A 20,903-nucleotide genomic window follows, 5' to 3' on the forward strand; every position below is an offset into this window, starting at 1 on the left:
CTTATTCTTGTGGAACAATAATCACCTTCATTTTAGTACTAACTTCTGGATATAACTTAACATCTATTTCATATCCGCCTGCTAATTTTATTGTATCCATAACAATTTTCTTCTTATCAACCTCAATTTTATATTGTTGTTTAATTAATTCTACAACATCCTTACTAGTAATAGCACCAAATAATTTCCCGTTTTCGCCTGTCTTAGCCTTTATTGTGATTTCTTTTCCCTTTAACTCTGCAGCTAATTTTTGTGCTGCTTCAAGTTCTGCTAATTTTTGTTTTCTTTCATTTTCTTTTTTGTTGTTTAATATATGCATATTTGAAGTACTAGCCTCTTGAGCTAATTTCCTTGGAAATAAAAAGTTTCTTGCATATCCATCAGATGCTTCAATAACATCACCTTTTTTCCCAATTTTCTTAACATCTTGTAATAAAATAACTTTCATATTTATTCACCTATCCTTAAGTATTTTTTCATTGCTTCTTTTAATTCAATGACCACTTCTTCAATTGTCTTATTTGATATTTTAACACCAGCAATATTCATGTGGCCGCCACCTCCAAGTGCTTCTAATACAACTTGAACATTAATATCTCCTACTGATCTTCCACTAATATATATATCATTATTTATTTCACCTAAAACAAAACTAACTGAAATTCCAGATATATTTAACAATTCATCGGCCGCCTTGGCTATAATTACAGTATCTATATTTTTAGGCGTTATTGCAATAGCAGTACTTTCATTCACCTCTGCTGATTTTATTGTTTCGGCAATAAGTAAATAATCTTCTAAATCATCAGTAAACATCTTTTTAATTTCAATAGTATCTGCACCTAAAGACTTTAAAAATGATGCAGCTTCAAATGTTCTAACACCGGTTTTAAACGAAAAACCTTTTGTATCCATAAAAATACCTGCAAGCAATCCTTCGGCTTCAGTCCTTGTCAGATTTGGCTTATCAACCATATACTGAATTATTTCTGTAATCATCTCAGACGTAGATGAGGCATACACTTCTATATAATTTAATATATCATGTTCTATCATATCAGGACTTCTCCTATGATGATCTATGATGACTTTTCTTTCAGCTTTCTCAACTAACGATAAATCGGCTATATAACTTTTATTATGAACATCTACAATGACTACTAGAGTTTGATTATCTAATTCATTTTTTGCTTCTTCGATTGATATAAATAAATCATCATATTTTGACTCTTTATTTAATTTATTTAAGAAGTAGTCAATTGCATTAATATCACTGCTTAAGATGATATTACAACTTCTTCCTAATTGCTTTACTATACTTGCTAATCCAACTGCCGATCCGAAACAATCCATGTCAGGGTTCTTATGTCCCATTATATATACTTTACTACTCTCATATATTAATTCACTCAGAGCCCTAGCAATTACCCGCGCTTTTACCTTAGTTCTTTTCTCTATCTCTTTAGTATTTCCACCAAAGAACTTGATATCGTTATTGGTCTTAACAACAACCTGATCTCCACCTCTTCCTAATGCTAATTCTTTTGCTATATTTGCATTATTATAATTTTCAAGTGGAGACATGCCACCTTTTCCAACCCCTATACTTAACGTAGTTTCTATAGAATTTCCTTTATCTATTTCTGAAATTACTTCTATTATATTGAATTTTTGCTTTATTTCATCTTCAATATATTTATCTTGAATTGATAGCACATATTTATTCGTATCATACTTTTTAATCATTGCCTTCAAGTTATTAGCATATGCATTTATTGTTCTTTCTATTTCTGCAACTAATAAGGGCCTATTACTTTCATCAGTCTTATCTAATACTTCAGTAAAATTATCTACTTCAATCAACATTATACTTTCTTGAGTAGTTTCATAATCTATAAGTTTGGTTATGTCATTAAAAGACAGCAGATATAGATACTCTTTATTTTTTGTTTCAATAAATGTAGCATACACATCATATAACTTATTGTTGATGCTTAATCTTTGATGCGAATTTTCTTCATTTTTCAATATATTATCTAAATTTACTCCTCTAGTTATACTCAAAATATTTCTCTCTGGATCTTCTTTATTTGTTTTCAGAGTTTTAAATAGATTATTGCACCATATCATTTCACCATCTTCTTTTATTAATGCTAATGGATAAATAGATTTTAGTACATTATCAGATATTCCTTTATCTATGCTCTTTATAAATTCGTTTGCATCTGTTTGATTTTTCCAATAATAGTTTAACTGATAAAAATCATCTATTAAATAAACTATAAGGATAATTATACCTATGCCTATATAATTATATGCAAATAATATTGTTAAAACTATAATTAGCAGTCCCGGCTTAAGCAAGCGTTTAAGCATAGTTATCCAATTCATAAAAAGCCTCCTAAGTTATATTTAATCTCTTCTATCACTAATATAACGTTTTAATTTACTTAAGCTCTTACCCTCTTTTTCTACTTGATCTTCAGCCCTTATCCCCAAATCTAACTTTGATTTCATAATATGATCAATATCTACAAATGAATATCCCAATTTCTCGCCTAAGATATAAAGTACAATTATAGCGCTAGAAATGCAATCTAAAATGGAATCACGGGCTATATTGTTACCTTTTGTTAAAAGCTTAAAAAACTCTCCTATTATACAAAGAAGTTGTGCCTTTAAATCTTCTATAATTTTAATGTTAGTCATTATATTAAAATTATCTTTTCTCATAGTCCTATCACCCCTCTCAAAACCCTTGTATTCTTATTTTAGTTTTTTTTTAGAAGTAATGCAAGAACTTATAGGTCATTTACTAAATTTTACCACAACATAAAGTTTCATTTTATTTTTTTCTATACTAAAAACCCCCTGATTTCTCAGGGGGGATTGTAATTATTACCTTTATTCTGTTGTAAATGGTAATAATGCTATGTTTCTAGCTCTCTTAATTGAAGCTGTTAATTCTCTTTGGTGCTTAGCACAAGTTCCAGAAATTCTTCTTGGAAGAATCTTTCCTCTTTCTGTAACATATTTTCTAAGCTTATTTATATCTTTGTAGTCGATAAATTCAGCTTTATCTACACAAAAAGCACAAACTTTTTTTCTAGATCTTCTCATTTTACCGCCCGGTCTTCTATTATTGTTACCTTCTTCTCTGCTCATCTTATTCCCTCCTTACTCAAAAATTAGAAAGGCATATCTCCATCATCAACTGGAGTTATATCCTCTTCAAAACCTCCACCACTGAATGCATCATTCATTGGCATTGAATATTCATTGCTGTTACCAAAACTAGCTCCAGCATTTCCTGACGCATTTCCTTTACTTAAGAACTGAACCTCAGTAGCAACTACTTCTGTTACATATCTTTTAGTACCATCTTTTGCATCATAACTTCTGGTTTGAATTCTACCACTAATAGCCATTTGGCTACCTTTACTCATGTAATTAGCAGTACTTTCAGCTTGTTTTCCCCATACTACTACGGGTACAAAATCAGCTTCTTTTTGACCAGTTTTTGTGTTATATTTATCAACTGCTAATGTTAAGGTTGTTACTGCTGCTCCACTTCCTGGAGTAAATCTTAGTTCTGGATCTTTAGTTAATCTTCCAATTAGAACTACTTTATTCATTTACAACACCACCTTATACTTGTTCATTAACAATGATATGTCTGATAACACCATCAGTGATTCTGAATATTCTATCTAATTCTCTTGGTAATTCAGGACTAGCAGTAAAGCTAACTAAAGTATAGTAACCTTCACCAACTTTTTTAATTTCATAAGCAAGTTTTCTCTTACCCCAGAAATCAACGTTATCTACTGTTCCTCCACCATTTTCTATAACACCCTTAAACTTTTCGATGTTAGCTTTAACTGTTTCTTCATCGAATGATGGGTTTAATATAAATATAGTTTCGTACTTTCTCATTAATTTCACCTCCTCCCCTCGGACTAACGGCTATGCTTTGCATAGCAGGGATTACAATAAATGATTATAACATCTATCATAATCATTATCAAGTATTTTTTCTAATTTTCTGCAACAACTACTATTTTTTTTGCTTCCTTTTTAAATTTTCCCCTCGGAATCATTACTATTCTGCCACAGCCAGTACATTTTATTTTTATATCTGCACCTACTCTTATTACCTCAAATTGATTTGTTCCACAAGGATGCTGCTTTTTCATTTCTACTATATCTCCAAGATTAAAACTTTCTATCATTACCTATCACTCTTTCCTATATTTTTATCTACTAATCGGATTTTATGAAGCTGGCATTTCTATTTTGTTTTTATCTAGCGCCAATTTTATTGCCATTCTAAGTTCATTTTCCATTTTTCCTTGCATTAATGGTTTCGCTTTTCCTACAACTCTTATTGTAACGCTTGCTACTCCTAATGCTGTAACACCTGTAACTTCTAATGACTCGCTTATATATTCTTCATTTTTATCTTTAAACTCATTGCAGGCAGTTTTAATAATTTCAATTACCCTTTCCACATCTTCTTCATGAGAAATATTCAAATCAACTACAAATCTAATATTATTTCTGGAATGGTTGGTTACTCCGGCTATAGACCCATTTGGAATTGAATGAATATCTCCAGTAAAATCTGTGATTACAGTAGTTCTAATTCCTATACTCTTCACTATCCCATTAAAGCTTCCTATCGTTACATGATCTCCAACGCCAAATTGATTTTCAAATAAAATAAAGAATCCGTTAATTAAATCTTTTATTAAACTTTGTGAACCTAACCCCACAGCAACTCCGCCTATACTTGCAAAAGTAAATGATACTGCACCAAATAATATTGATATTATTATTGCACTTCCCATAAAATATACTGAGTATTTTAAAATACTTTTTAATACTTCACCTATAGTCTTAGCTCTTTGAGTATCTAAGGAAAGTACAGCATTACTTTCAATTTGCCTTTCAACAAACTTCTTTATTAAATACTTACCAATTTTAATTGAAAAATACATTGCAGTGATTACAAAAATTATCTTCAATCCCTTACTTATAACCATTTCAAGCGTTTCAATACTTATAGCCTCTTCTATATATAATTTAAAGCTTTCTTGTAACTTTATTAGATAATTATCATGCAAATATACTCCCCCTTTCTACTCACTAAATAATGCATATCCTCCATTATCTCTGAAATATACATTTTTATATTCTAGTATATTTTTATTTATTACTTCATCAATGTCATCTTTTTTATCTATCCTAACACATATTCCACAACTCATAGTTATAGATGTCGGTGTAGGCATAATTTTAAATTCATATTCTAACTCTTTTAGTTTCTTTTCTGCTGCCATAGCATCATATGTATTTTTAAACACTATGATATAATAATTCATGTTTGCACCACCTTCTTATACTGTTATACTATAATTTATATTATATATATTTTTTTTACTTTATAAAGGTAAGATTGTATTTAAAATAAAAACTTCGTAATTTTAATGAAAAAAAGTACTTTTTATTTTATAATAATATACAAATGTAACTTAAAGGAGAATATGATGTTTTCAGTAATTAATATATTACAAGCTATATTAATAGGTTTTTTTACAGGTTTTATGGCCTCTATCCCATTAGGACCATCAGGTCTTGAATCTGTTAGCCGTTCCATGTCAAAGGGCTTTAAAGAAGGTTTTAAGGTATCTCTTGGTGCTGTATCTGCAGATATTATATATATAATAATTATAAATCTGGGTTTACTTACTATACTAACTGCAAATCCTAAATTTCATAGTTTATTTTGGATAGTTTCTGGATTTGTTTTAATTTTGGCCAATAGAATATCTTCAAAATCCAAAAATACAAACTCTAAACTCGAAAAATCAATTTACAGCCATGCTTCTAATTCTTTCCTAACTGGATTTTTGATAACATTTTTGAACCCCACTACTCCTTCATTGTGGATTGCTCTTAGTGGTACAATTTTCAATGTTTGGAGGCATCACGGAAGAATATATTTCTTTTTTTCTATTTCTTCTATGATAATTGGAAGTATAACATGGTTTTGTTTTTTGAACATTTTAGTAAGCAAAGGTTCTAAACGGTTAAAACCTGGTTTCACAAATAATACTTCAAAAATCTTAGATTATTTCCTTCTCATACTAGGCATAATATTTATGATTTGGGGAATATATAAATTTATTTTTTAGAGGTGAATAATGGAAGTTTATTTAGATAATTCATCAACTACTTTTCCTAAGCCAAAACAAGTTATTGATAGTATGTATGAATATATGCTTAATGTAGGTGGTAATGCTGGGCGAGGTAACTATAATAATTCTCTTAAAAGTAATCGATATCTATATGATGCTAGAGAAAGCGTCTGTAACTTTTTCGGATATGACTCTCCTAGTAATGTAATTTTTACAGGCAATGTTACTATGTCTTTAAATATGTTAATTAAAGGAATATTAAATCCTGGAGATCATGTAATTACTTCATCCATGGAACATAATTCTGTTATTAGACCACTTTCTTTTTGTAAAGAACACCTTAACATTAAGTTAGATATAGTAAATGCTGATTCTAGAGGATTCCTTGATATTGATGATTTTAAAAGTAAAATTACAAGCAAAACAAAATTAGTTGTAATAACTCAAGCATCAAATGTCACCGGATCAATTCAAGATATACATAGTATAGGTGAAATTTGTAACTCACATGGAGTATTCTTTGTTATTGATTCTTCTCAAGGAGCTGGAGTCTTGGATCTTAATATGAAAAAGATTAAAGCTAATGCAATAGCCTTTACAGGGCATAAAAGCTTATTAGGACCACAGGGTGTAGGAGGCTTCATACTCGACTCAAAATTTAATGAATCCTGTTCTAGTTTGTTACATGGTGGTACCGGAAGCCTTTCATCATCTTTAGATCAACCCGACTTTTTACCTGATAAATTTGAATGCGGGACTCATAATCTTCCAGGTATAATAGGATTGGCTGAAGGAATTAGATACATAAATTCTATAGGCCTAAATGTCATATACGAACATAATCATGATCTAATGAAAAATCTTATTGACGGTTTATTAAATATAAGTGAACTTGAGGTTTATGGAGACTTATCTGGAAAAAGGTTATCAACTTGCGTTTCCATAAATGCTAAGGCTTTAGATTCTTCTGAATTAAGTTATTACCTTGATGATCATGGAATTAAAACTAGAGCCGGTTTACATTGTGCTCCATTAGCACATAAAACTATAGGCACTTATCCAATAGGCACTGTAAGATTGAGCATTAGCTATTTTACTACAAAAAAGGAAATCGATTATACTCTTAACGCTTTAAATAAAATTGTAACTAATTTAATAAACTAAATTAGACCTTTTATGGAGCCATTATCGCTAATTATTATTTTATTGAATTAATAATTATAAAACTAATGAATAAAACCTTTTTTTATTGGAAATAAATCTAATAAAAGGAGGTTCTTTTATGTGCGAAAGTTTTTCTGTAAATTCAGCTTCACTTAACTCCTACATAAAGATTAAAGATTATTTATTTACTGAATTACAACCAATTCTTGAAGAAAAGAGACCTATCATATTTATATGCATTGGTAGTGATAGATCAACTGGAGATTCTCTTGGTCCATTAGTAGGACATAAACTTAAGTACTTTTCAAAAAATAATATATATATTTATGGCACACTTGAAAATCCAGTTCACGCAAGAAACATAGTAAATATTTTGGATGAAATCAACTTAACCTTTCACAATCCATACATAATAGCTATTGATTCCTGTTTGGGTTCTATAAATAATATTGGAAAGATATTTATACAAAAAAAACCTCTTCTTCCTGGCTTAGCATTGAATAAAAATCTTCCATCTGTCGGAGAAATGAGTATAACTGGCATAGTTAACATATCGGGAAGTTTTGATTTTCTAGTATTACAAAACACACGCTTAAATACAGTAATGAACTTAGCAGATTCTATTTCAAGGGGCATATATTACTTTATTCTCAAGAGTACTGATAAAAATACTTTTGAAAAATATTCTATATAAATTTTCAATTATCTTCTACTTATACTTTATATAAATATTAAATTTACATATAATTTGAAATGCTCTATAAATTTTACTTGATATTATTTATAGCTTATTTTTATATTTAATATAAGCCTCTTTCGTCTTTGTTTTGTAAAGTATGGTTAAATTAATAATCAAATTCATGAAACAATATTTTCTTCTATTAACTTAATACTTTATTGTTTCACGTGAAACACTTTTAAAAGTCACTAATAATTTTACCTAATAGTATAAATTACTCTTCTATCATAAAATTATTACTTTTCAAAGAATCTTTATCTATATCTATAATTGTAATATCATTTAATTATTATCAGCCTTAAAATATTGTGTTTCTATCTTCACCCTCAAATTATGTGATTATATATTTATATTTTATTAAAAAGTAAAGATATCACTAGTTGCACAATTAAACCAAGCTATGAAAAATTAATAGTTGATTATTCTTCATTACGATTCTATAGTTAAACAAAAACATACATGGCTGATAAACACTATGGGCTACACAAATAATAAAACTGAATCACATAAAATTAAAACTTGAGTTTCCAAAAACGTATGATCCAACTTACTTTAAAGACTGATTATCAGCATGCAAAAAATCAAAAGAGCTGAATTTATTAATAAATTCTATTAAAAATGAAATGGAGAATGGAGCCACTATCTAAATAAAACAAGGCTTATGTTAAAATTTACTTTGCTAATGTAGGAGAAGCTGTTTATAAAACGTATCTTTTATACTCTTATAATACTTTTAAGCCCCTAGCGTGTAGCTATTTTAGAATTATACCGTAAATTAAATACAACGTAATTCATAGTTATCATGATGCTTGTGTTGGTAATTCTATCTATAGCATAAAATTCCATAATACTCAAATTATTTTACGTACTTCTAATCTTTAAGAATGTAAAACTAGGTATGCTATGGTATTTGATATTGCAATTTGTCGTTAAATTGACTTATATTAAATTACATATAAATTTTACGTATACGATATCTGTATTTACAATATCAGAAATCTAAAGATTCATTTATATATTTACAATGTTATAGTAACTAAAAAGGGGCTGTTGCAAAACTAACATAGTTAGTTTTGTAGCAGCTCATTTTTTTATAGAAATAAAAAAATGTGAATTCCGAAGAACTCACATTGATTGTATAATTAAATTATGCGACTAACTAAATCATACATTAAAAATTATAATGAGTTTAATGATAATTTTCAACTTATATTACCATTAAATTTAGAAAACTTAATACCAGAAGATGATTCTGTCCGCTTGCTAAGCCATGTATTGGAGGGATTAAATTACAAAAAGTTGTATAAGGCGTACTCTTCCGTTGGAAGAAAACCGGCAGTGGAACCCAAAATCATGTTCAAAATAATATCGTATGCTTATTCTCAAAATATTTATTCAAGTAGAAAAATAGAAAAAGCATGTAGAAGAGATATAAATTTCAGATGGTTACTTCAAGGATTAAAAGCACCTGATCATGCTACAATTAGCAGATTTCGTAAAGACTATCTTTCAAATGAAGTGATTGAAGATTTGTTTTATCAACAAGTTAAATATCTAGCGGATCAAAAGGAAATATTATTTGAAAATGCATTTATTGATGGTACTAAAATCTAGGCGAATGCTAATTGTTATACATTTGTTTGGAAAAAAGCAATTTTAAAAAATGAAGGGAAAATGTTTCAGAAAATTCTTGCTCTTTTTGAAAATATCAACCTTGAAGAGTTAAAAGATTTTACTGTTCAAAATGAAACATTAACAGATGATATTAATAAAATCCTTCAATGGCTGCTTGTATATGAAAAAAAGAAAAGAAACATAGAATTTGTTCACGGAATTGGTAAAATAAAAACTAAAATTCAAAAGTGGACTGAGCAACTATCTGAATATAAAGAAAGACAAGAAAAATATAATTTGAGTAAAAAAATATTTTCAAAAAGAAATAGTTACTCCAAAACTGATACAGACGCAACTTTCATGCATATGAAAGACGATCGTATGAGAAATGGGCAATTAAAACCTGCATATAATGTGCAAATCGCAGTTGAAAGTGAATACGTAACCGGTGTCGGAATATTTGTTGATAGAAATGATATAGCTACTTTAATACCTATGCTTAAGAATTTGAAAGAAAAAATTGGTCTTAAATATCTTAATGTAATTGCAGATTCAGTTTATGAAAGTGAAGAAAATCATCTGCTTTTAGAATCAAGTAAACAAACTCCTTATATAAAGCCACAAACTTATGAGAAGTGGAAAAAAAGAAGTTTTAAAAATGACATAAGTAAGCGTGAAAATATGAAATATGACTCTGAATCAGATTTTTATATTTGCCATAATCATAAAAAATTAATACCCACTTCTATTATCCATAGAAAATCCACAAGTTGATACAAATCAGAAGTAACTGTGTATGAATGCGAAAACTGTGATAATTTCGATCACAAAGTAAAGTGCACAAAAGCAAAAGGAAATAGAAAAATGCAGGTTTCAAAAAAATTTGTGAAAAAGCGTGAAATATCCTATAAAAATATTACAACTGAATTTGGAACTAAATTAAGAATGAACATATCTATTCAGGTCGAAGGAGCATTTGGAGTTCTGAAAAGTGATTATGAGTTCAATAGATTTTTAACACGTGGAAAAAATAGTGTTCAAACTGAGTTTATTTTGCTTTGTTTGGTTACAACATTAACAAAATACATTCAAAAATACAAAATGAAAGAACTCAGAATTATCTTCATGAATTAAAAACCACTGCCTAATTATGGAGTAAAGTGACTAGGCTTATTTGAGTGCGCATAAAAGCCAGAAATATTCAAATAATTGATATTGGATTTTAAATATTTGGAAATTTACTAGTTTAAACCGAAAAGGAGCATCGCTCCTGATTAAAATTTAATCATTTTGCGACACTCCCTTTAATATATGTGACCTATAATATATAAAATTTAATTTTATTTACTTTCTTTATTTGCTGCTTCATTTAAAACATATAGTTCTTCTTCAGATAGATCATATCTTGATATTCCTTTGTCAATAGGTTTAGCATATGTTGTACTTTCTTGTCTTCCGTATATTCCTGTTAAGATAACACCATCATTTTTATCATCCAACATAGCTATCGAAAAACTTAAATCACTACCAACATTCTCGAAAGCTTTATATCTCATGATTGCAACTTTTTGAATACAATCTTTCATTTTTATTTCTAATCTTTTACATTCATCAATAGCCTTATCAGAAGTCTCTTTTGCTTCTTCAATAGTCTTTAGACGATCTAAAAGCATTTCTTCAATGTTAATGTTATTAGTCCCCTTCATAAATTTTCTATATCTATTTTCCACTCTTCCTACTGCCTTAAATAAGACTACTACCATTATAAATAATAATATTATTATTATCATCATTCCACCCATTAAATATGGCGTTATCTCATTAATTGTGTTAATTAGCATATCCAATTTTATGTCATTCCTTTCATAATTGTTTCACGTGGAACATTATATATTAATAATATCTAATATCCTTTGCAAATCTTCTTCCGAATAATATTCGATCTCTATCTTTCCTTTATTTTTTTTATTTGAAATATTTACTTTCGTTCCAAAATAATTCTGAAGTTGATTTTTTATTTCTTTATAATATGGATTTAATTCACCAGTATTACTATTAAGCCTATCCTTTTCAACATCATCATTAATTCTTTTTACTAATCTCTCAAGTTCTCTAACAGATAATTTTTCATCAATTACCTGTTGTGCCACTTCATACTGTCTTTGTTTATCATTAATCGCAAGAAGAACTCTTCCGTGCCCCTCTGAAAGTATACTCTCAATTATATACTGCTGAACTCTTTCATCTAAGTTTGTCAATCTAATTGTATTAGCTATAGCAACTCTTGATTTTCCTATTCTTTTGCTTAACTCTTCTTGAGTTATTTCAAAATCATTTAATAGCTTTCTAAAAGCTACTGCTTCCTCTATTGGATTTAAATCTTCACGCTGAATATTTTCTATAAGAGATATTTCTAAAGTATCCTTATCACTTAGTTCCATCATTATGGCAGGTATTTCTGTTACTCCAGCCATTTTAGCTGCTCTCCACCTTCTTTCACCTGCTACAATAGTATATTGTTCATTAGAGTTTTTCTTCAATATTAATGGCTGGATAATTCCATGAACTTTAATTGATTCTGCTAACTCAGCAATCTTCTCAGAATCAAAAAGCTTTCTTGGTTGTTCATCATCACTTTTAATTTTATTTATTGAAACCAATATCCTGCTGCTTTGTTCCACATCATTTTCTGGTTCTTCTGGTATAAGAGCACTCAATCCTTTTCCTAAAGTAAATTTTTTTGCCATCTTATCACCTACTGCCTTTTTAAAAATTCTTTTGTTAATTTTACATAAGCTTCTGCACCTTTGCATTTCTCGTCATATAGCATTATTGGTAATCCAAAACTAGGCGCTTCAGCTAATCTCACATTTCTTGAAATTGTTGTTTTATAAACTTTGTCCTTAAAATATTTCTGAACTTCTTTTAATACTTCATTGCTAAGATTTGTCCTATAATCAAACATAGTCATTACAACACCTTCAATTTCTAACTTCTTATTAAGTGACTTTTTTACTAGCTGTATAGTATTTACTAATTGACTGACTCCCTCTAATGCATAAAATTCACATTGAATAGGAACTAAAACTGAATCAGCACAAGTCAATGCATTGATTGTTAATACTCCTAAAGAAGGCGGGCAATCAATAAATACATAATCGTACTCATCTTCAATTTCCTTTAACTTATTCTTTATTATGTTTTCCCTATCACTTCTATTTATAAGTTCAACTTCCGCACCTGCAAGCTCCATAGTTGATGGTGATATATATAAATTTTGAACCAGATCACTTCTAAGTATAGATTCTTTCATAGTCGTCTCAGAAACAAGTACATCATAAATAGACAATTTTAAATTATTTTTATCTAATCCTAGTCCACTCGTTGTATTTCCTTGAGGATCTATATCTATAGTTAAAACTTTATAACCTTCCATTGCAAGGTAAGAGCATAAGTTTATATTAGTGGTCGTTTTTCCAACGCCACCCTTTTGGTTAAAAATACAAATTACTTTCATAGTTTAGCCCTAAAAGAGCCTCCCCCCTTTCCCATAATATTATTATATATACTTTTTTACGATAATAAAAGATTTATGTTCTAAAAAGTAAAATCTGAGTGACATAATCCATTGAAAATCTGTTGAAATTTTTATTTATGAATATATTTAATATACCCTAATTATAAACCAAGTATAATTATATTACTGCACATAAAGTAAAGTTAAGATTACGCAATGATAACCTTAACTTTACTTATATGTTATTATTGAATTCTATTTATTAACTTTTGGAATCTTTACAATTACTTCTATGAACTCATCTTCATCTTTATATGCATATTCAGCGGGTATATCAAACTTTTGTAACACCTGCTTAATTGTATTTACGTATAACTTTGCAGGCAAGACACCTTTAACAGTCCTCTTTCTTTTATTCTTTAATTCCTCACTTGCTAGCTTAAGTAACTGATTATTGATAAGCTCTTCTGTTTTTTTTACATTCAATCCATCCTTTATTACTCTTTCAACTATTTTTAGCTGCAATTCCTCACTCGGAACCGTAAGTAATGCCCTTGCATGTCTTTCAGTTAATTTATTATTTAAACATATTTCTCTAACTTCAGAGCTTAGCTTTAATAATCTTAACTTATTTGCAACAGTAGATTGTTTCTTTCCCATTCTCTTAGCAAGCTCATCTTGCGTAAAATTATGGTCATTAATCAAATTATAATATGCCTCTGCTTCTTCTATATAATTTAGATCCTCTCTCTGCAAATTTTCCAATAAAGCTATTTCAGCTGATTCAGAATCTGTAATGTCCACAATATTACATGGAACTGTTTCTAGATTAGCTAATTTGGCTGCTCTAAGTCTTCTCTCACCAGCAACAAGTTCAAAAATTTCCCCTCTTTTTCTTACTGTAAGAGGTTGAATTATCCCAAACTGCTTAATCGACTGAGATAATTCCTCAATTGCTTCTTCATTAAAATATTTACGTGGTTGATAAATATTTGGAATTACCATATCTATGCTAATCTTTACTATTTCGTTATTCATGCTCCCAACCCATCCCTTATTAAATTACTATACACTTTGCACAACTTCTTAATTATCTATTCTACTTTAGTTTTATTTTTCCTCCAAAAATCTAATTGTTTCCTTGCTTTTACAATATTGTAACTTGCATTTATTACTTAAGAGGATTTTTAGTAATTAAACCTGCTTTTCTTGGATATGTTTTAGGGCATTCTTTAATCTTTTTTACTACAACTAAATTATGCCTTAATTCAGTTTCTTCAATATTGATTTCACAAATATCTATTAATTCACCACCAAGAACTCTAATAGCATTTAAACTGTCTTTGATCTCTTGATCAACAGAAGGCCCCTTTAATGCTATGAAATTCCCACCAACCCTTACATATGGTAAGCATAGTTCTGATAATACGCTCATATTTGCAACTGCTCTAGAGGTTGCTATGTCAAACTTTTCTCGTAACTGATTATTCCTTGCACCATCCTCTGCTCTTGAATGAATTGTTTCTACATTAGAAAGTCCTAACTTAGTGACAACATTATTCAAAAAGTTAACTCTTTTATTTAAAGAATCCAGCAATGTTATTTTAATATCATCTTTCATAATAGCAATTGGTAATCCAGGAAATCCTGCGCCTGTTCCAACATCTATTAAATTGGCAGCATTTTTAAATTCTTTCCTTTTAAATGCTTTTATTGAATCTATAAAATGCTTTTTAATTATTTCTTCATCTTCGGTTATGGCCGTTAAGTTTATTTTTTCATTCCATTCTTGAAGAAGCTTCATATAATCAATAAATTTTTCATACTGTTCCTTTGATAGTTGTAAACCTACATCTTCAGAAGATTTACTCATTAAATCATAAAAATTCATAATTCCTCCATACTAATATATTAGGATTGCTTATTATAGCGATGTTCAAGATAAATAAGTAAAACTGAAATATCTGCTGGAGATACTCCTGAAATACGTGAAGCCTGCCCCATACTAATTGGTTTAATACTATTCAACTTCTGCACAGCCTCTGTCCTTAACCCCTTCACGCTACTATAATCAATATCTCTAGGTAATAATTTTTTTTCAAACTTCTTAAATTGTGCAACTTGTTCAAGTTGACTTTGTATATATCCTTCATATTTTGTTAGTATATTAATTTGTTCACCAACATCATATGGTAAGTCTAGTCTTTCATCATCTAATGGAGATAAATCAAAATAATCTAGCTCTGGTCTTTGCAATAATTCATAAAAACTGATAGGTTTTCTTAATTCAGCTGAATTTAATGAAATTAGGAATTCATTTACTTCCTTTTTATTTGTTATTCGTAATTTTTTTAATCTTTCTAATTCATTTTCAACATTTTGTTTTCTAACTAAAAATCTATTATATCTTTCTTCTGTAACAAGTCCTACTCTATGACCAATTTCAGTTAATCTAAAATCTGCATTATCTTGCCTTAATAATAGCCTATATTCAGCTCTTGAAGTCATCATTCTATAAGGCTCATTAGTACCCTTTGTCACCAAATCATCAATCAGTACTCCTATGTAAGCATCTGATCGCGTTAAAATTAAGGGTTCTTCATTCCTAATTTTTAGTGCCGCATTTATTCCGGCAACTAATCCTTGTGCACCAGCCTCTTCATATCCTGAACTCCCATTTAGCTGGCCTGCACCATATAATCCTTCAACCTTTTTAAATTCTAATGTTGGTTTTAATTGAGTCGGATCAATTGAATCATATTCAATTGCATATGCTGTTCTCATCATTTCAACATTTTCAAGTCCTGGTAAAGTTTTAAGCATCTTAATCTGAACTTCTTCAGGTAGCGATGAAGAGAATCCTCCAACATACATTTCTAAAGTATCAAGGCCTTCTGGTTCAATAAATATTTGATGTTGAGGCTTATCTGGAAATCTCATTATCTTATCTTCTATTGATGGGCAATATCTTGGCCCAACACCCTTTATACTACCATTATAAATCGGTGATCTATCAATATTATCCCTAATTATTTTACGTGTTTCTTCATTTGTATATGTTAAATAGCATGGAACCTGTTCCTTTTCAATATTGCCATTCATGAATGAAAATGGTACTATTTTATCGTCACCATTTTGCTCTACCATCTTTGAAAAATCAACAGATTTCTTATTAATTCTAGCCGGAGTTCCCGTTTTAAATCGCCTTAATTCAATACCTAATTTTAAAAGTGATTGTGATAAGTCATTAGCTGGAAATAATCCATTAGGGCCTCCATCATATGATACTTCTCCAATAATGATTTTTCCTTTTAAATATGTACCTGTTGCAAGTATCACTGCTTTACATCCAAAAACGGCACCATTTTTAGTTATTACACCAACTACTTTTCCACCTTCAACCTTAAGTTCTGTAACTTCAATTTGCCTGATTATAAGATTATCTTGCTCTTCTAATATTCTTTTCATTCTATACTGATAATCTTTTTTATCTGCTTGTGCTCTTAATGAATGAACGGCTGGTCCCTTTGAGGTATTTAACATTCTTGATTGAATAAATGTGTTATCAATATTAACACCCATTTCTCCACCAAGTGCATCAATTTCTCTAACCAAATGTCCCTTTGCAGTACCTCCTATATTAGGATTACAAGGCATTAAAGCTATTGAATCTAAATTTATCGTGCACACTAATGTATTAAGCCCCATCCTTGCCGAAGCCAATGCTGCCTCACACCCAGCATGCCCTGCACCTACAACAATTACATCAAATTGCCCGCCATCATAATTTATTGCCATTACTCTTACCTACTTTCCTACACAAAATTCACTAAAAATCTTATTTAATAAATCTTCTTCTAGTTCATCTCCTGTTATTTCACCTAACGCCTTCATAGCCGCTGTAACATAAATAGATATTAAATCAAGATATTCTCCAACACTAACTTTGTTTAAAGCTATATCACAGTTATCCAGCGCTTTATAGAGCGCTTGCTTATGCCTTACATTAGATATTATTAAGCTTTCAGATTTTACATCTCCATTAAAAAATAAGTTTTTAATTTCTTTCTTTAAATTATCAATACCTTCTCCTGTTTTTGCTGATATATTTATCTTGTTATCAAGATTATTAATTATGTTTTCTGATATCTTTGCATCTAAATCTACTTTATTTAATAAAACTATATTTTTTTTATCTTTTATTTTATCAATTATAATTTGATCCTCTTCATCAATCTCCCTCGATACATCAAGCATTAATATTATTAGATCAGCTTCATCTATCTTTTCTTTAGATTTTTCAACGCCTATTTTCTCTACTATATCCTCAGTATCTCTTATTCCTGCAGTATCAGTTATTCTAATCGGAATTCCATCAAGATTAATATACTCTTCAATTACATCTCTTGTTGTTCCTGGAATATCAGTTACTATTGCTCTTTTTTCCTTAAGTAATGCATTAAGTAATGATGATTTACCTACATTGGGCTTACCAACAATAACAACATTTAGCCCTTCCCTTATTATCTTACCTTCATCCGCATTTACTAATAAATTTCTTATATTCACAATCGATTTATTTATTCCATCTTTAATCTGGCTAATTAAATCTTCATCAATAATATCCTCATCATCCTCTGTAAAATCAACTGCATATTCTATTAATGCCAATACATTTAGTAAATACTTTCTTAATTCTCCTATTTCCTTAGAAAGAGCCCCCTTACTTTGTAATATCGCTGCCTTCATAGCTAATTCAGTCTTTGCAGTAATGATATCCATTACTGCTTCTGCTTGACTTAAATCAATTCTTCCATTCAAAAAAGCTCTTTTAGTAAATTCTCCAGGCTCAGCAAGTCTGGCCCCTGACTTAATAACTTGATTCAAAACGCTATTAGTTGATACAACTCCACCATGACAATTAATTTCAACTACGTTCTCTCCTGTATAACTGCTTGGCGCCCTCATATAGCTTAAAATAACTTCATCAATAGTTTCCTCATTTTCCAAATTAATAACATTTCCATACTTCATTGTATATGTCTTCATATTTTTAATATCAAAATCATTCTTAGGTTTAAATATTCTACTAGCAATATCTAAAGCTTTTTCTCCAGATATTCTTATTATTGCAACTCCGCCTTCCCCGATTGGAGTCGCAATTGCAGAAATAGTATCAAATTCCTTCATTTATTTTCCTCCTTCATAAAGAAGAATCTTTATATTAATATCCATTAAAACTAATATTAATTTTACATAACAAACTTTAAATAGTCAAAGTCATATTAACTAAAATTTTCTTTATACAATCATGAAATATATTTATAAATTTAAAAAGAAAGCCCTAGGGCTTTCTTCTACAAATTATTTTTTAATTCAACAACTACTCTTCTAAATGGCTCATCGCCTTCACTATATGTATTAACAAAAGTATCTTCTTGAAGCGCAGAATGAATAATTCTTCTCTCATACGGGTTCATTGGTTCCAACTTAAATACTTTCCGTGTCTTTTTAACTTTATAGGCAGTTTTAGTCGCAACGCCCCTAAGAGTTTCTTCTCTCTTACTTCTGTAATTTTCTGTATCTAGTATAACTTTTTTATGAGGAAGCTCATGTACCTTATTAACTACTAATGAAACTAAATATTGTATAGAATCTAAAGTCTCCCCCCTATAACCAATTATCACACCCATCTTTTCTCCTGATAAATTAATTATAAGCGTGTCATTTTCCTCTTTGATATCTATCTTAGCTTCTATTTCCATACAATTAAGTATATTTGCTATAAAATTTCGCGCTTCTTCAATATAATAATATTTTTTAGAAACCCTAATTCTAGCTGGCTTAACTCCTATAACATTAAATAAACCCTTTGAACCATGATGCAAAACTTCAACATTAACCATGTTTTCATTTGTATTTAATTCAATTAAAGCTTTATTTAAAGCTTCTTCAACAGTTTTTCCCTCTACTTCTATTGATTTCATCCGTTAATTCACCACCTCTAATACTAAATCAAACTTAAATAACCTATTTATTTTTCTTTCTTTTTCTACTAGCTAAATTTTTAGGCTCTTCAACTGCCATAACAAATTTTTCTGATTCTACTTTAGCTTCTTTTTCTTTTCTAGAATCAATTTCTTTAATTGCTGGTTTATAGTTTAAGAAATATGTTTGTATAGTTTGAATTATATTACCAATTATCCAGTATAAAACTAATATAGCACTAAAGTTCCATGACATAACGCCCATCATTCCAGCCATAGTAATATTCATAGTTCCCATATTCATGCCTCCTGGTTGAGCCGGAGTTGCTTTAGACATTAAATATGATGGAATATATGTTGATAGTGCTGCTAAAACAGGAAGTATGTGCCAATTATCAGGAGCAAATAAGTTTGTAATCCATAAAAATGATGCTCCTTCTATTCCATGTATACCCATAAACACCCAATAAAGAGCCATCAATATTGGTAATGGTAATAGTGACGGAAGACATCCTCCTGTCATGCTAACATTATGCTCTTTATATAGTTTCATAGTCTCGGTACTTAATTTTTCTTTATCATCTTTATATTTCTCTTGAATCTTTTTAATTTCAGGTTGAATTTTTTGCATTCCTTGTGTAGATTTTGCTGCCTTAATATTAAATGGCAATATTAAAATTCTTATGATTAATGTAAAAATAAATATTGCTAAAACATAAGACAATCCTACATCTGATACACCCATACTTACAATAAAGTTATGCAGGGAATCAAATATATTTCTCATAAAATCAACTATTGATTGAAACATTAAAATATATACCTCCTATATTTCATCTTACTGGATCATATCCACCCTTGCAAAAAGGATTACATCTTAATATTCTGTAAACAGCCATTATGCTCCCTTTTAAAACACCATATTTATTTATAGCATCTAACGCATATTGTGAACAAGTCGGCGTAAACCTACAACATGGAGACCTTCCAGGCGAAATATGTTTTCTATAAAAATTAATTAGGTGTATGAGTAGTTTCTTCATTATTATATAAGCCTGCCTTTTTAATTAAATTTTTCATAGCCTTCTCTACCTCAAGGTAACTTTTTCCCTTCATAGGATTTCTTGCTATAAAAATAAAATCATATCCCTTTATTGCATATTGATAATTTAATCTAAAACTTTCACTTATTAATCTTTTACATCTACTTCTAACAACACTGTTTCCTACTTTTTTGCTTACAGAAACGCCTAATTTATTGTAAAGATTAAAATCTTTATCTTTATTCCTCTTATTCTTTAATATATACATAACTAAAATTTCATTAGCAAATGATTTACCTCTTTTATATATAATTGTAAATTCAAAATTCTTCTTTAATCTATAAGTCATAGATATTTTTATTCTCCTTTTTTCCCTGCATTTGCAGAAAAAAGGCCACTTAGAGCGGCCCTTAAGCTGTTAGTCTTTTTCTTCCTTTTTGTCTTCTGTTTCTAAGAATGTTTCTTCCTGATTGAGTGCTCATTCTTTTTCTGAAACCATGTTCTTTTTTTCTTTGTCTCTTTTTAGGTTGGTAAGTCATGAACATTATAAATGCACCCCCTTAAAATTATTATTTATAGTAAAACTATACTTTACGCTTTTAAATTTTACTTTATTTATTATATATATATACTATTTTT

The 20,903-nt window shown here is 29.3% G+C and carries 24 protein-coding genes and 1 pseudogene; 4 read left to right on the forward strand and 21 right to left on the reverse strand.

The window, feature by feature from the left end:
- Position 1 precedes the first annotated feature (1 nt).
- The 9 genes from rplI to CLCHR_RS16015 form a co-directional block, all read right to left on the reverse strand.
- On the reverse strand, positions 2–448 hold the full coding sequence (rplI, locus tag CLCHR_RS15975) for a 50S ribosomal protein L9 (RefSeq protein ID WP_079440825.1): 447 nt from the start codon (positions 446–448) through the stop codon (positions 2–4).
- Positions 449–450: 2 nt separating this feature from the next.
- Positions 451–2,391 (reverse strand): DHH family phosphoesterase, encoded by a 1,941-nt coding sequence (locus CLCHR_RS15980; RefSeq protein WP_079440826.1) that lies wholly within the window; start codon positions 2,389–2,391, stop codon positions 451–453.
- A 21-nt stretch (positions 2,392–2,412) separates the two neighbouring features.
- Positions 2,413–2,733 carry a MazG-like family protein gene (locus tag CLCHR_RS15985; RefSeq protein ID WP_079440827.1) on the reverse strand — a complete coding sequence of 107 codons (321 nt, stop codon included), beginning with the start codon at positions 2,731–2,733 and terminating at the stop codon, positions 2,413–2,415.
- A 171-nt stretch (positions 2,734–2,904) separates the two neighbouring features.
- Entirely contained in the window at positions 2,905–3,165 is a 261-nt protein-coding gene (rpsR, locus tag CLCHR_RS15990) for a 30S ribosomal protein S18 (protein ID WP_008419001.1), read from the reverse strand.
- A gap of 23 nt (positions 3,166–3,188) precedes the next feature.
- Positions 3,189–3,635 carry a single-stranded DNA-binding protein gene (locus CLCHR_RS15995; protein ID WP_079440828.1) on the reverse strand — a complete coding sequence of 149 codons (447 nt, stop codon included), beginning with the start codon at positions 3,633–3,635 and terminating at the stop codon, positions 3,189–3,191.
- A gap of 13 nt (positions 3,636–3,648) precedes the next feature.
- Positions 3,649–3,936 (reverse strand): 30S ribosomal protein S6, encoded by a 288-nt coding sequence (gene rpsF / locus CLCHR_RS16000; protein ID WP_079440829.1) that lies wholly within the window; start codon positions 3,934–3,936, stop codon positions 3,649–3,651.
- Between the two features lie 101 nt (positions 3,937–4,037).
- On the reverse strand, positions 4,038–4,232 hold the full coding sequence (locus CLCHR_RS16005) for a DUF951 domain-containing protein (protein ID WP_079440830.1): 195 nt from the start codon (positions 4,230–4,232) through the stop codon (positions 4,038–4,040).
- A 42-nt stretch (positions 4,233–4,274) separates the two neighbouring features.
- A complete protein-coding gene (locus CLCHR_RS16010) occupies positions 4,275–5,126 on the reverse strand; it encodes a mechanosensitive ion channel family protein (protein WP_182629469.1) in 852 nt (283 codons plus the stop codon).
- A gap of 15 nt (positions 5,127–5,141) precedes the next feature.
- Positions 5,142–5,384 (reverse strand): putative Se/S carrier protein, encoded by a 243-nt coding sequence (locus tag CLCHR_RS16015; RefSeq protein WP_079440831.1) that lies wholly within the window; start codon positions 5,382–5,384, stop codon positions 5,142–5,144.
- Positions 5,385–5,549: 165 nt separating this feature from the next.
- On the opposite strand from CLCHR_RS16015, the gene CLCHR_RS16020 reads away from it, so the two are divergent.
- The 4 genes and pseudogenes from CLCHR_RS16020 (at position 5,550) to CLCHR_RS24490 (ending at position 10,865) form a co-directional block, all read left to right on the forward strand.
- On the forward strand, positions 5,550–6,197 hold the full coding sequence (locus tag CLCHR_RS16020) for a LysE family transporter (RefSeq protein ID WP_079440832.1): 648 nt from the start codon (positions 5,550–5,552) through the stop codon (positions 6,195–6,197).
- A 9-nt stretch (positions 6,198–6,206) separates the two neighbouring features.
- Complete coding sequence (locus CLCHR_RS16025; RefSeq protein ID WP_079440833.1) at positions 6,207–7,364, forward strand: aminotransferase class V-fold PLP-dependent enzyme; 1,158 nt, start codon at positions 6,207–6,209, stop codon at positions 7,362–7,364.
- A gap of 118 nt (positions 7,365–7,482) precedes the next feature.
- Entirely contained in the window at positions 7,483–8,058 is a 576-nt protein-coding gene (gene yyaC, locus CLCHR_RS16030) for a spore protease YyaC (protein ID WP_079440834.1), read from the forward strand.
- Between the two features lie 1,194 nt (positions 8,059–9,252).
- A pseudogene (locus tag CLCHR_RS24490) lies at positions 9,253–10,865 on the forward strand (IS1182 family transposase).
- A gap of 192 nt (positions 10,866–11,057) precedes the next feature.
- Here the strand turns inward: CLCHR_RS24490 and CLCHR_RS16050 are convergent.
- The 12 genes from CLCHR_RS16050 to rpmH all read right to left on the reverse strand — a co-directional run bounded on the left by CLCHR_RS16050 (position 11,058) and on the right by rpmH (position 20,809).
- Positions 11,058–11,564 (reverse strand): DUF4446 family protein, encoded by a 507-nt coding sequence (locus CLCHR_RS16050; protein WP_079440838.1) that lies wholly within the window; start codon positions 11,562–11,564, stop codon positions 11,058–11,060.
- Positions 11,565–11,603: 39 nt separating this feature from the next.
- A complete protein-coding gene (locus CLCHR_RS16055) occupies positions 11,604–12,464 on the reverse strand; it encodes a ParB/RepB/Spo0J family partition protein (RefSeq protein WP_079440839.1) in 861 nt (286 codons plus the stop codon).
- An 8-nt stretch (positions 12,465–12,472) separates the two neighbouring features.
- Positions 12,473–13,234, reverse strand: coding sequence for a ParA family protein (locus tag CLCHR_RS16060; protein WP_079440840.1), 762 nt, complete (start codon positions 13,232–13,234; stop codon positions 12,473–12,475).
- Between the two features lie 255 nt (positions 13,235–13,489).
- The gene (noc, locus tag CLCHR_RS16065) at positions 13,490–14,272 is read right to left on the reverse strand and encodes a nucleoid occlusion protein (RefSeq protein WP_079440841.1); all 783 of its coding nucleotides are present in this window, start codon (positions 14,270–14,272) and stop codon (positions 13,490–13,492) included.
- Between the two features lie 133 nt (positions 14,273–14,405).
- Entirely contained in the window at positions 14,406–15,125 is a 720-nt protein-coding gene (rsmG, locus tag CLCHR_RS16070; RefSeq protein WP_079440842.1) for a 16S rRNA (guanine(527)-N(7))-methyltransferase RsmG, read from the reverse strand.
- A 20-nt stretch (positions 15,126–15,145) separates the two neighbouring features.
- Entirely contained in the window at positions 15,146–17,032 is a 1,887-nt protein-coding gene (gene mnmG / locus CLCHR_RS16075; RefSeq protein ID WP_079440843.1) for a tRNA uridine-5-carboxymethylaminomethyl(34) synthesis enzyme MnmG, read from the reverse strand.
- A gap of 9 nt (positions 17,033–17,041) precedes the next feature.
- Positions 17,042–18,424: a tRNA uridine-5-carboxymethylaminomethyl(34) synthesis GTPase MnmE gene (gene mnmE, locus CLCHR_RS16080; protein ID WP_079440844.1), complete on the reverse strand. Its 1,383-nt coding sequence runs from the start codon at positions 18,422–18,424 to the stop codon at positions 17,042–17,044.
- A gap of 167 nt (positions 18,425–18,591) precedes the next feature.
- Positions 18,592–19,221 carry an RNA-binding cell elongation regulator Jag/EloR gene (gene jag, locus CLCHR_RS16085; protein ID WP_079440845.1) on the reverse strand — a complete coding sequence of 210 codons (630 nt, stop codon included), beginning with the start codon at positions 19,219–19,221 and terminating at the stop codon, positions 18,592–18,594.
- Between the two features lie 43 nt (positions 19,222–19,264).
- Positions 19,265–20,032, reverse strand: a complete 768-nt coding sequence (locus CLCHR_RS16090) for a membrane protein insertase YidC (protein WP_079440846.1) — start codon at positions 20,030–20,032, stop codon at positions 19,265–19,267.
- A 22-nt stretch (positions 20,033–20,054) separates the two neighbouring features.
- On the reverse strand, positions 20,055–20,264 hold the full coding sequence (gene yidD / locus CLCHR_RS16095; protein WP_079440847.1) for a membrane protein insertion efficiency factor YidD: 210 nt from the start codon (positions 20,262–20,264) through the stop codon (positions 20,055–20,057).
- Entirely contained in the window at positions 20,236–20,613 is a 378-nt protein-coding gene (rnpA, locus tag CLCHR_RS16100) for a ribonuclease P protein component (RefSeq protein ID WP_079440848.1), read from the reverse strand. Before rnpA ends, yidD begins: the two co-directional genes overlap by 29 nt.
- 61 nt (positions 20,614–20,674) lie before the next feature.
- Entirely contained in the window at positions 20,675–20,809 is a 135-nt protein-coding gene (gene rpmH, locus CLCHR_RS16105; RefSeq protein ID WP_079440849.1) for a 50S ribosomal protein L34, read from the reverse strand.
- Between the last annotated feature and the right edge of the window lie 94 nt (positions 20,810–20,903).

Source organism: Clostridium chromiireducens (genome assembly GCF_002029255.1).
In the GTDB taxonomy this organism is placed as follows: domain Bacteria; phylum Bacillota; class Clostridia; order Clostridiales; family Clostridiaceae; genus Clostridium; species Clostridium chromiireducens.

Excerpts from the sequence above, each read along its gene's own strand:
- rplI (WP_079440825.1), bottom strand. The coding sequence starts at position 448 with ATGAAAGTTATTTTATTACAAGATGTTAAGAAAATTGGGAAAAAAGGT.
- CLCHR_RS15980 (WP_079440826.1), bottom strand. The coding sequence starts at position 2,391 with ATGAATTGGATAACTATGCTTAAACGCTTGCTTAAGCCGGGACTGCTA.
- CLCHR_RS15985 (WP_079440827.1), bottom strand. The coding sequence starts at position 2,733 with ATGAGAAAAGATAATTTTAATATAATGACTAACATTAAAATTATAGAA.
- rpsR (WP_008419001.1), bottom strand. The coding sequence starts at position 3,165 with ATGAGCAGAGAAGAAGGTAACAATAATAGAAGACCGGGCGGTAAAATG.
- CLCHR_RS15995 (WP_079440828.1), bottom strand. The coding sequence starts at position 3,635 with ATGAATAAAGTAGTTCTAATTGGAAGATTAACTAAAGATCCAGAACTA.
- rpsF (WP_079440829.1), bottom strand. The coding sequence starts at position 3,936 with ATGAGAAAGTACGAAACTATATTTATATTAAACCCATCATTCGATGAA.
- CLCHR_RS16005 (WP_079440830.1), bottom strand. The coding sequence starts at position 4,232 with ATGATAGAAAGTTTTAATCTTGGAGATATAGTAGAAATGAAAAAGCAG.
- CLCHR_RS16015 (WP_079440831.1), bottom strand. The coding sequence starts at position 5,384 with ATGAATTATTATATCATAGTGTTTAAAAATACATATGATGCTATGGCA.
- CLCHR_RS16020 (WP_079440832.1), top strand. The coding sequence starts at position 5,550 with ATGTTTTCAGTAATTAATATATTACAAGCTATATTAATAGGTTTTTTT.
- CLCHR_RS16025 (WP_079440833.1), top strand. The coding sequence starts at position 6,207 with ATGGAAGTTTATTTAGATAATTCATCAACTACTTTTCCTAAGCCAAAA.
- yyaC (WP_079440834.1), top strand. The coding sequence starts at position 7,483 with ATGTGCGAAAGTTTTTCTGTAAATTCAGCTTCACTTAACTCCTACATA.
- CLCHR_RS16055 (WP_079440839.1), bottom strand. The coding sequence starts at position 12,464 with ATGGCAAAAAAATTTACTTTAGGAAAAGGATTGAGTGCTCTTATACCA.
- CLCHR_RS16060 (WP_079440840.1), bottom strand. The coding sequence starts at position 13,234 with ATGAAAGTAATTTGTATTTTTAACCAAAAGGGTGGCGTTGGAAAAACG.
- noc (WP_079440841.1), bottom strand. The coding sequence starts at position 14,272 with ATGAATAACGAAATAGTAAAGATTAGCATAGATATGGTAATTCCAAAT.
- rsmG (WP_079440842.1), bottom strand. The coding sequence starts at position 15,125 with ATGAATTTTTATGATTTAATGAGTAAATCTTCTGAAGATGTAGGTTTA.
- mnmG (WP_079440843.1), bottom strand. The coding sequence starts at position 17,032 with ATGGCAATAAATTATGATGGCGGGCAATTTGATGTAATTGTTGTAGGT.
- mnmE (WP_079440844.1), bottom strand. The coding sequence starts at position 18,424 with ATGAAGGAATTTGATACTATTTCTGCAATTGCGACTCCAATCGGGGAA.
- jag (WP_079440845.1), bottom strand. The coding sequence starts at position 19,221 with ATGAAATCAATAGAAGTAGAGGGAAAAACTGTTGAAGAAGCTTTAAAT.
- CLCHR_RS16090 (WP_079440846.1), bottom strand. The coding sequence starts at position 20,032 with ATGTTTCAATCAATAGTTGATTTTATGAGAAATATATTTGATTCCCTG.
- yidD (WP_079440847.1), bottom strand. The coding sequence starts at position 20,264 with ATGAAGAAACTACTCATACACCTAATTAATTTTTATAGAAAACATATT.
- rnpA (WP_079440848.1), bottom strand. The coding sequence starts at position 20,613 with ATGACTTATAGATTAAAGAAGAATTTTGAATTTACAATTATATATAAA.
- rpmH (WP_079440849.1), bottom strand. The coding sequence starts at position 20,809 with ATGTTCATGACTTACCAACCTAAAAAGAGACAAAGAAAAAAAGAACAT.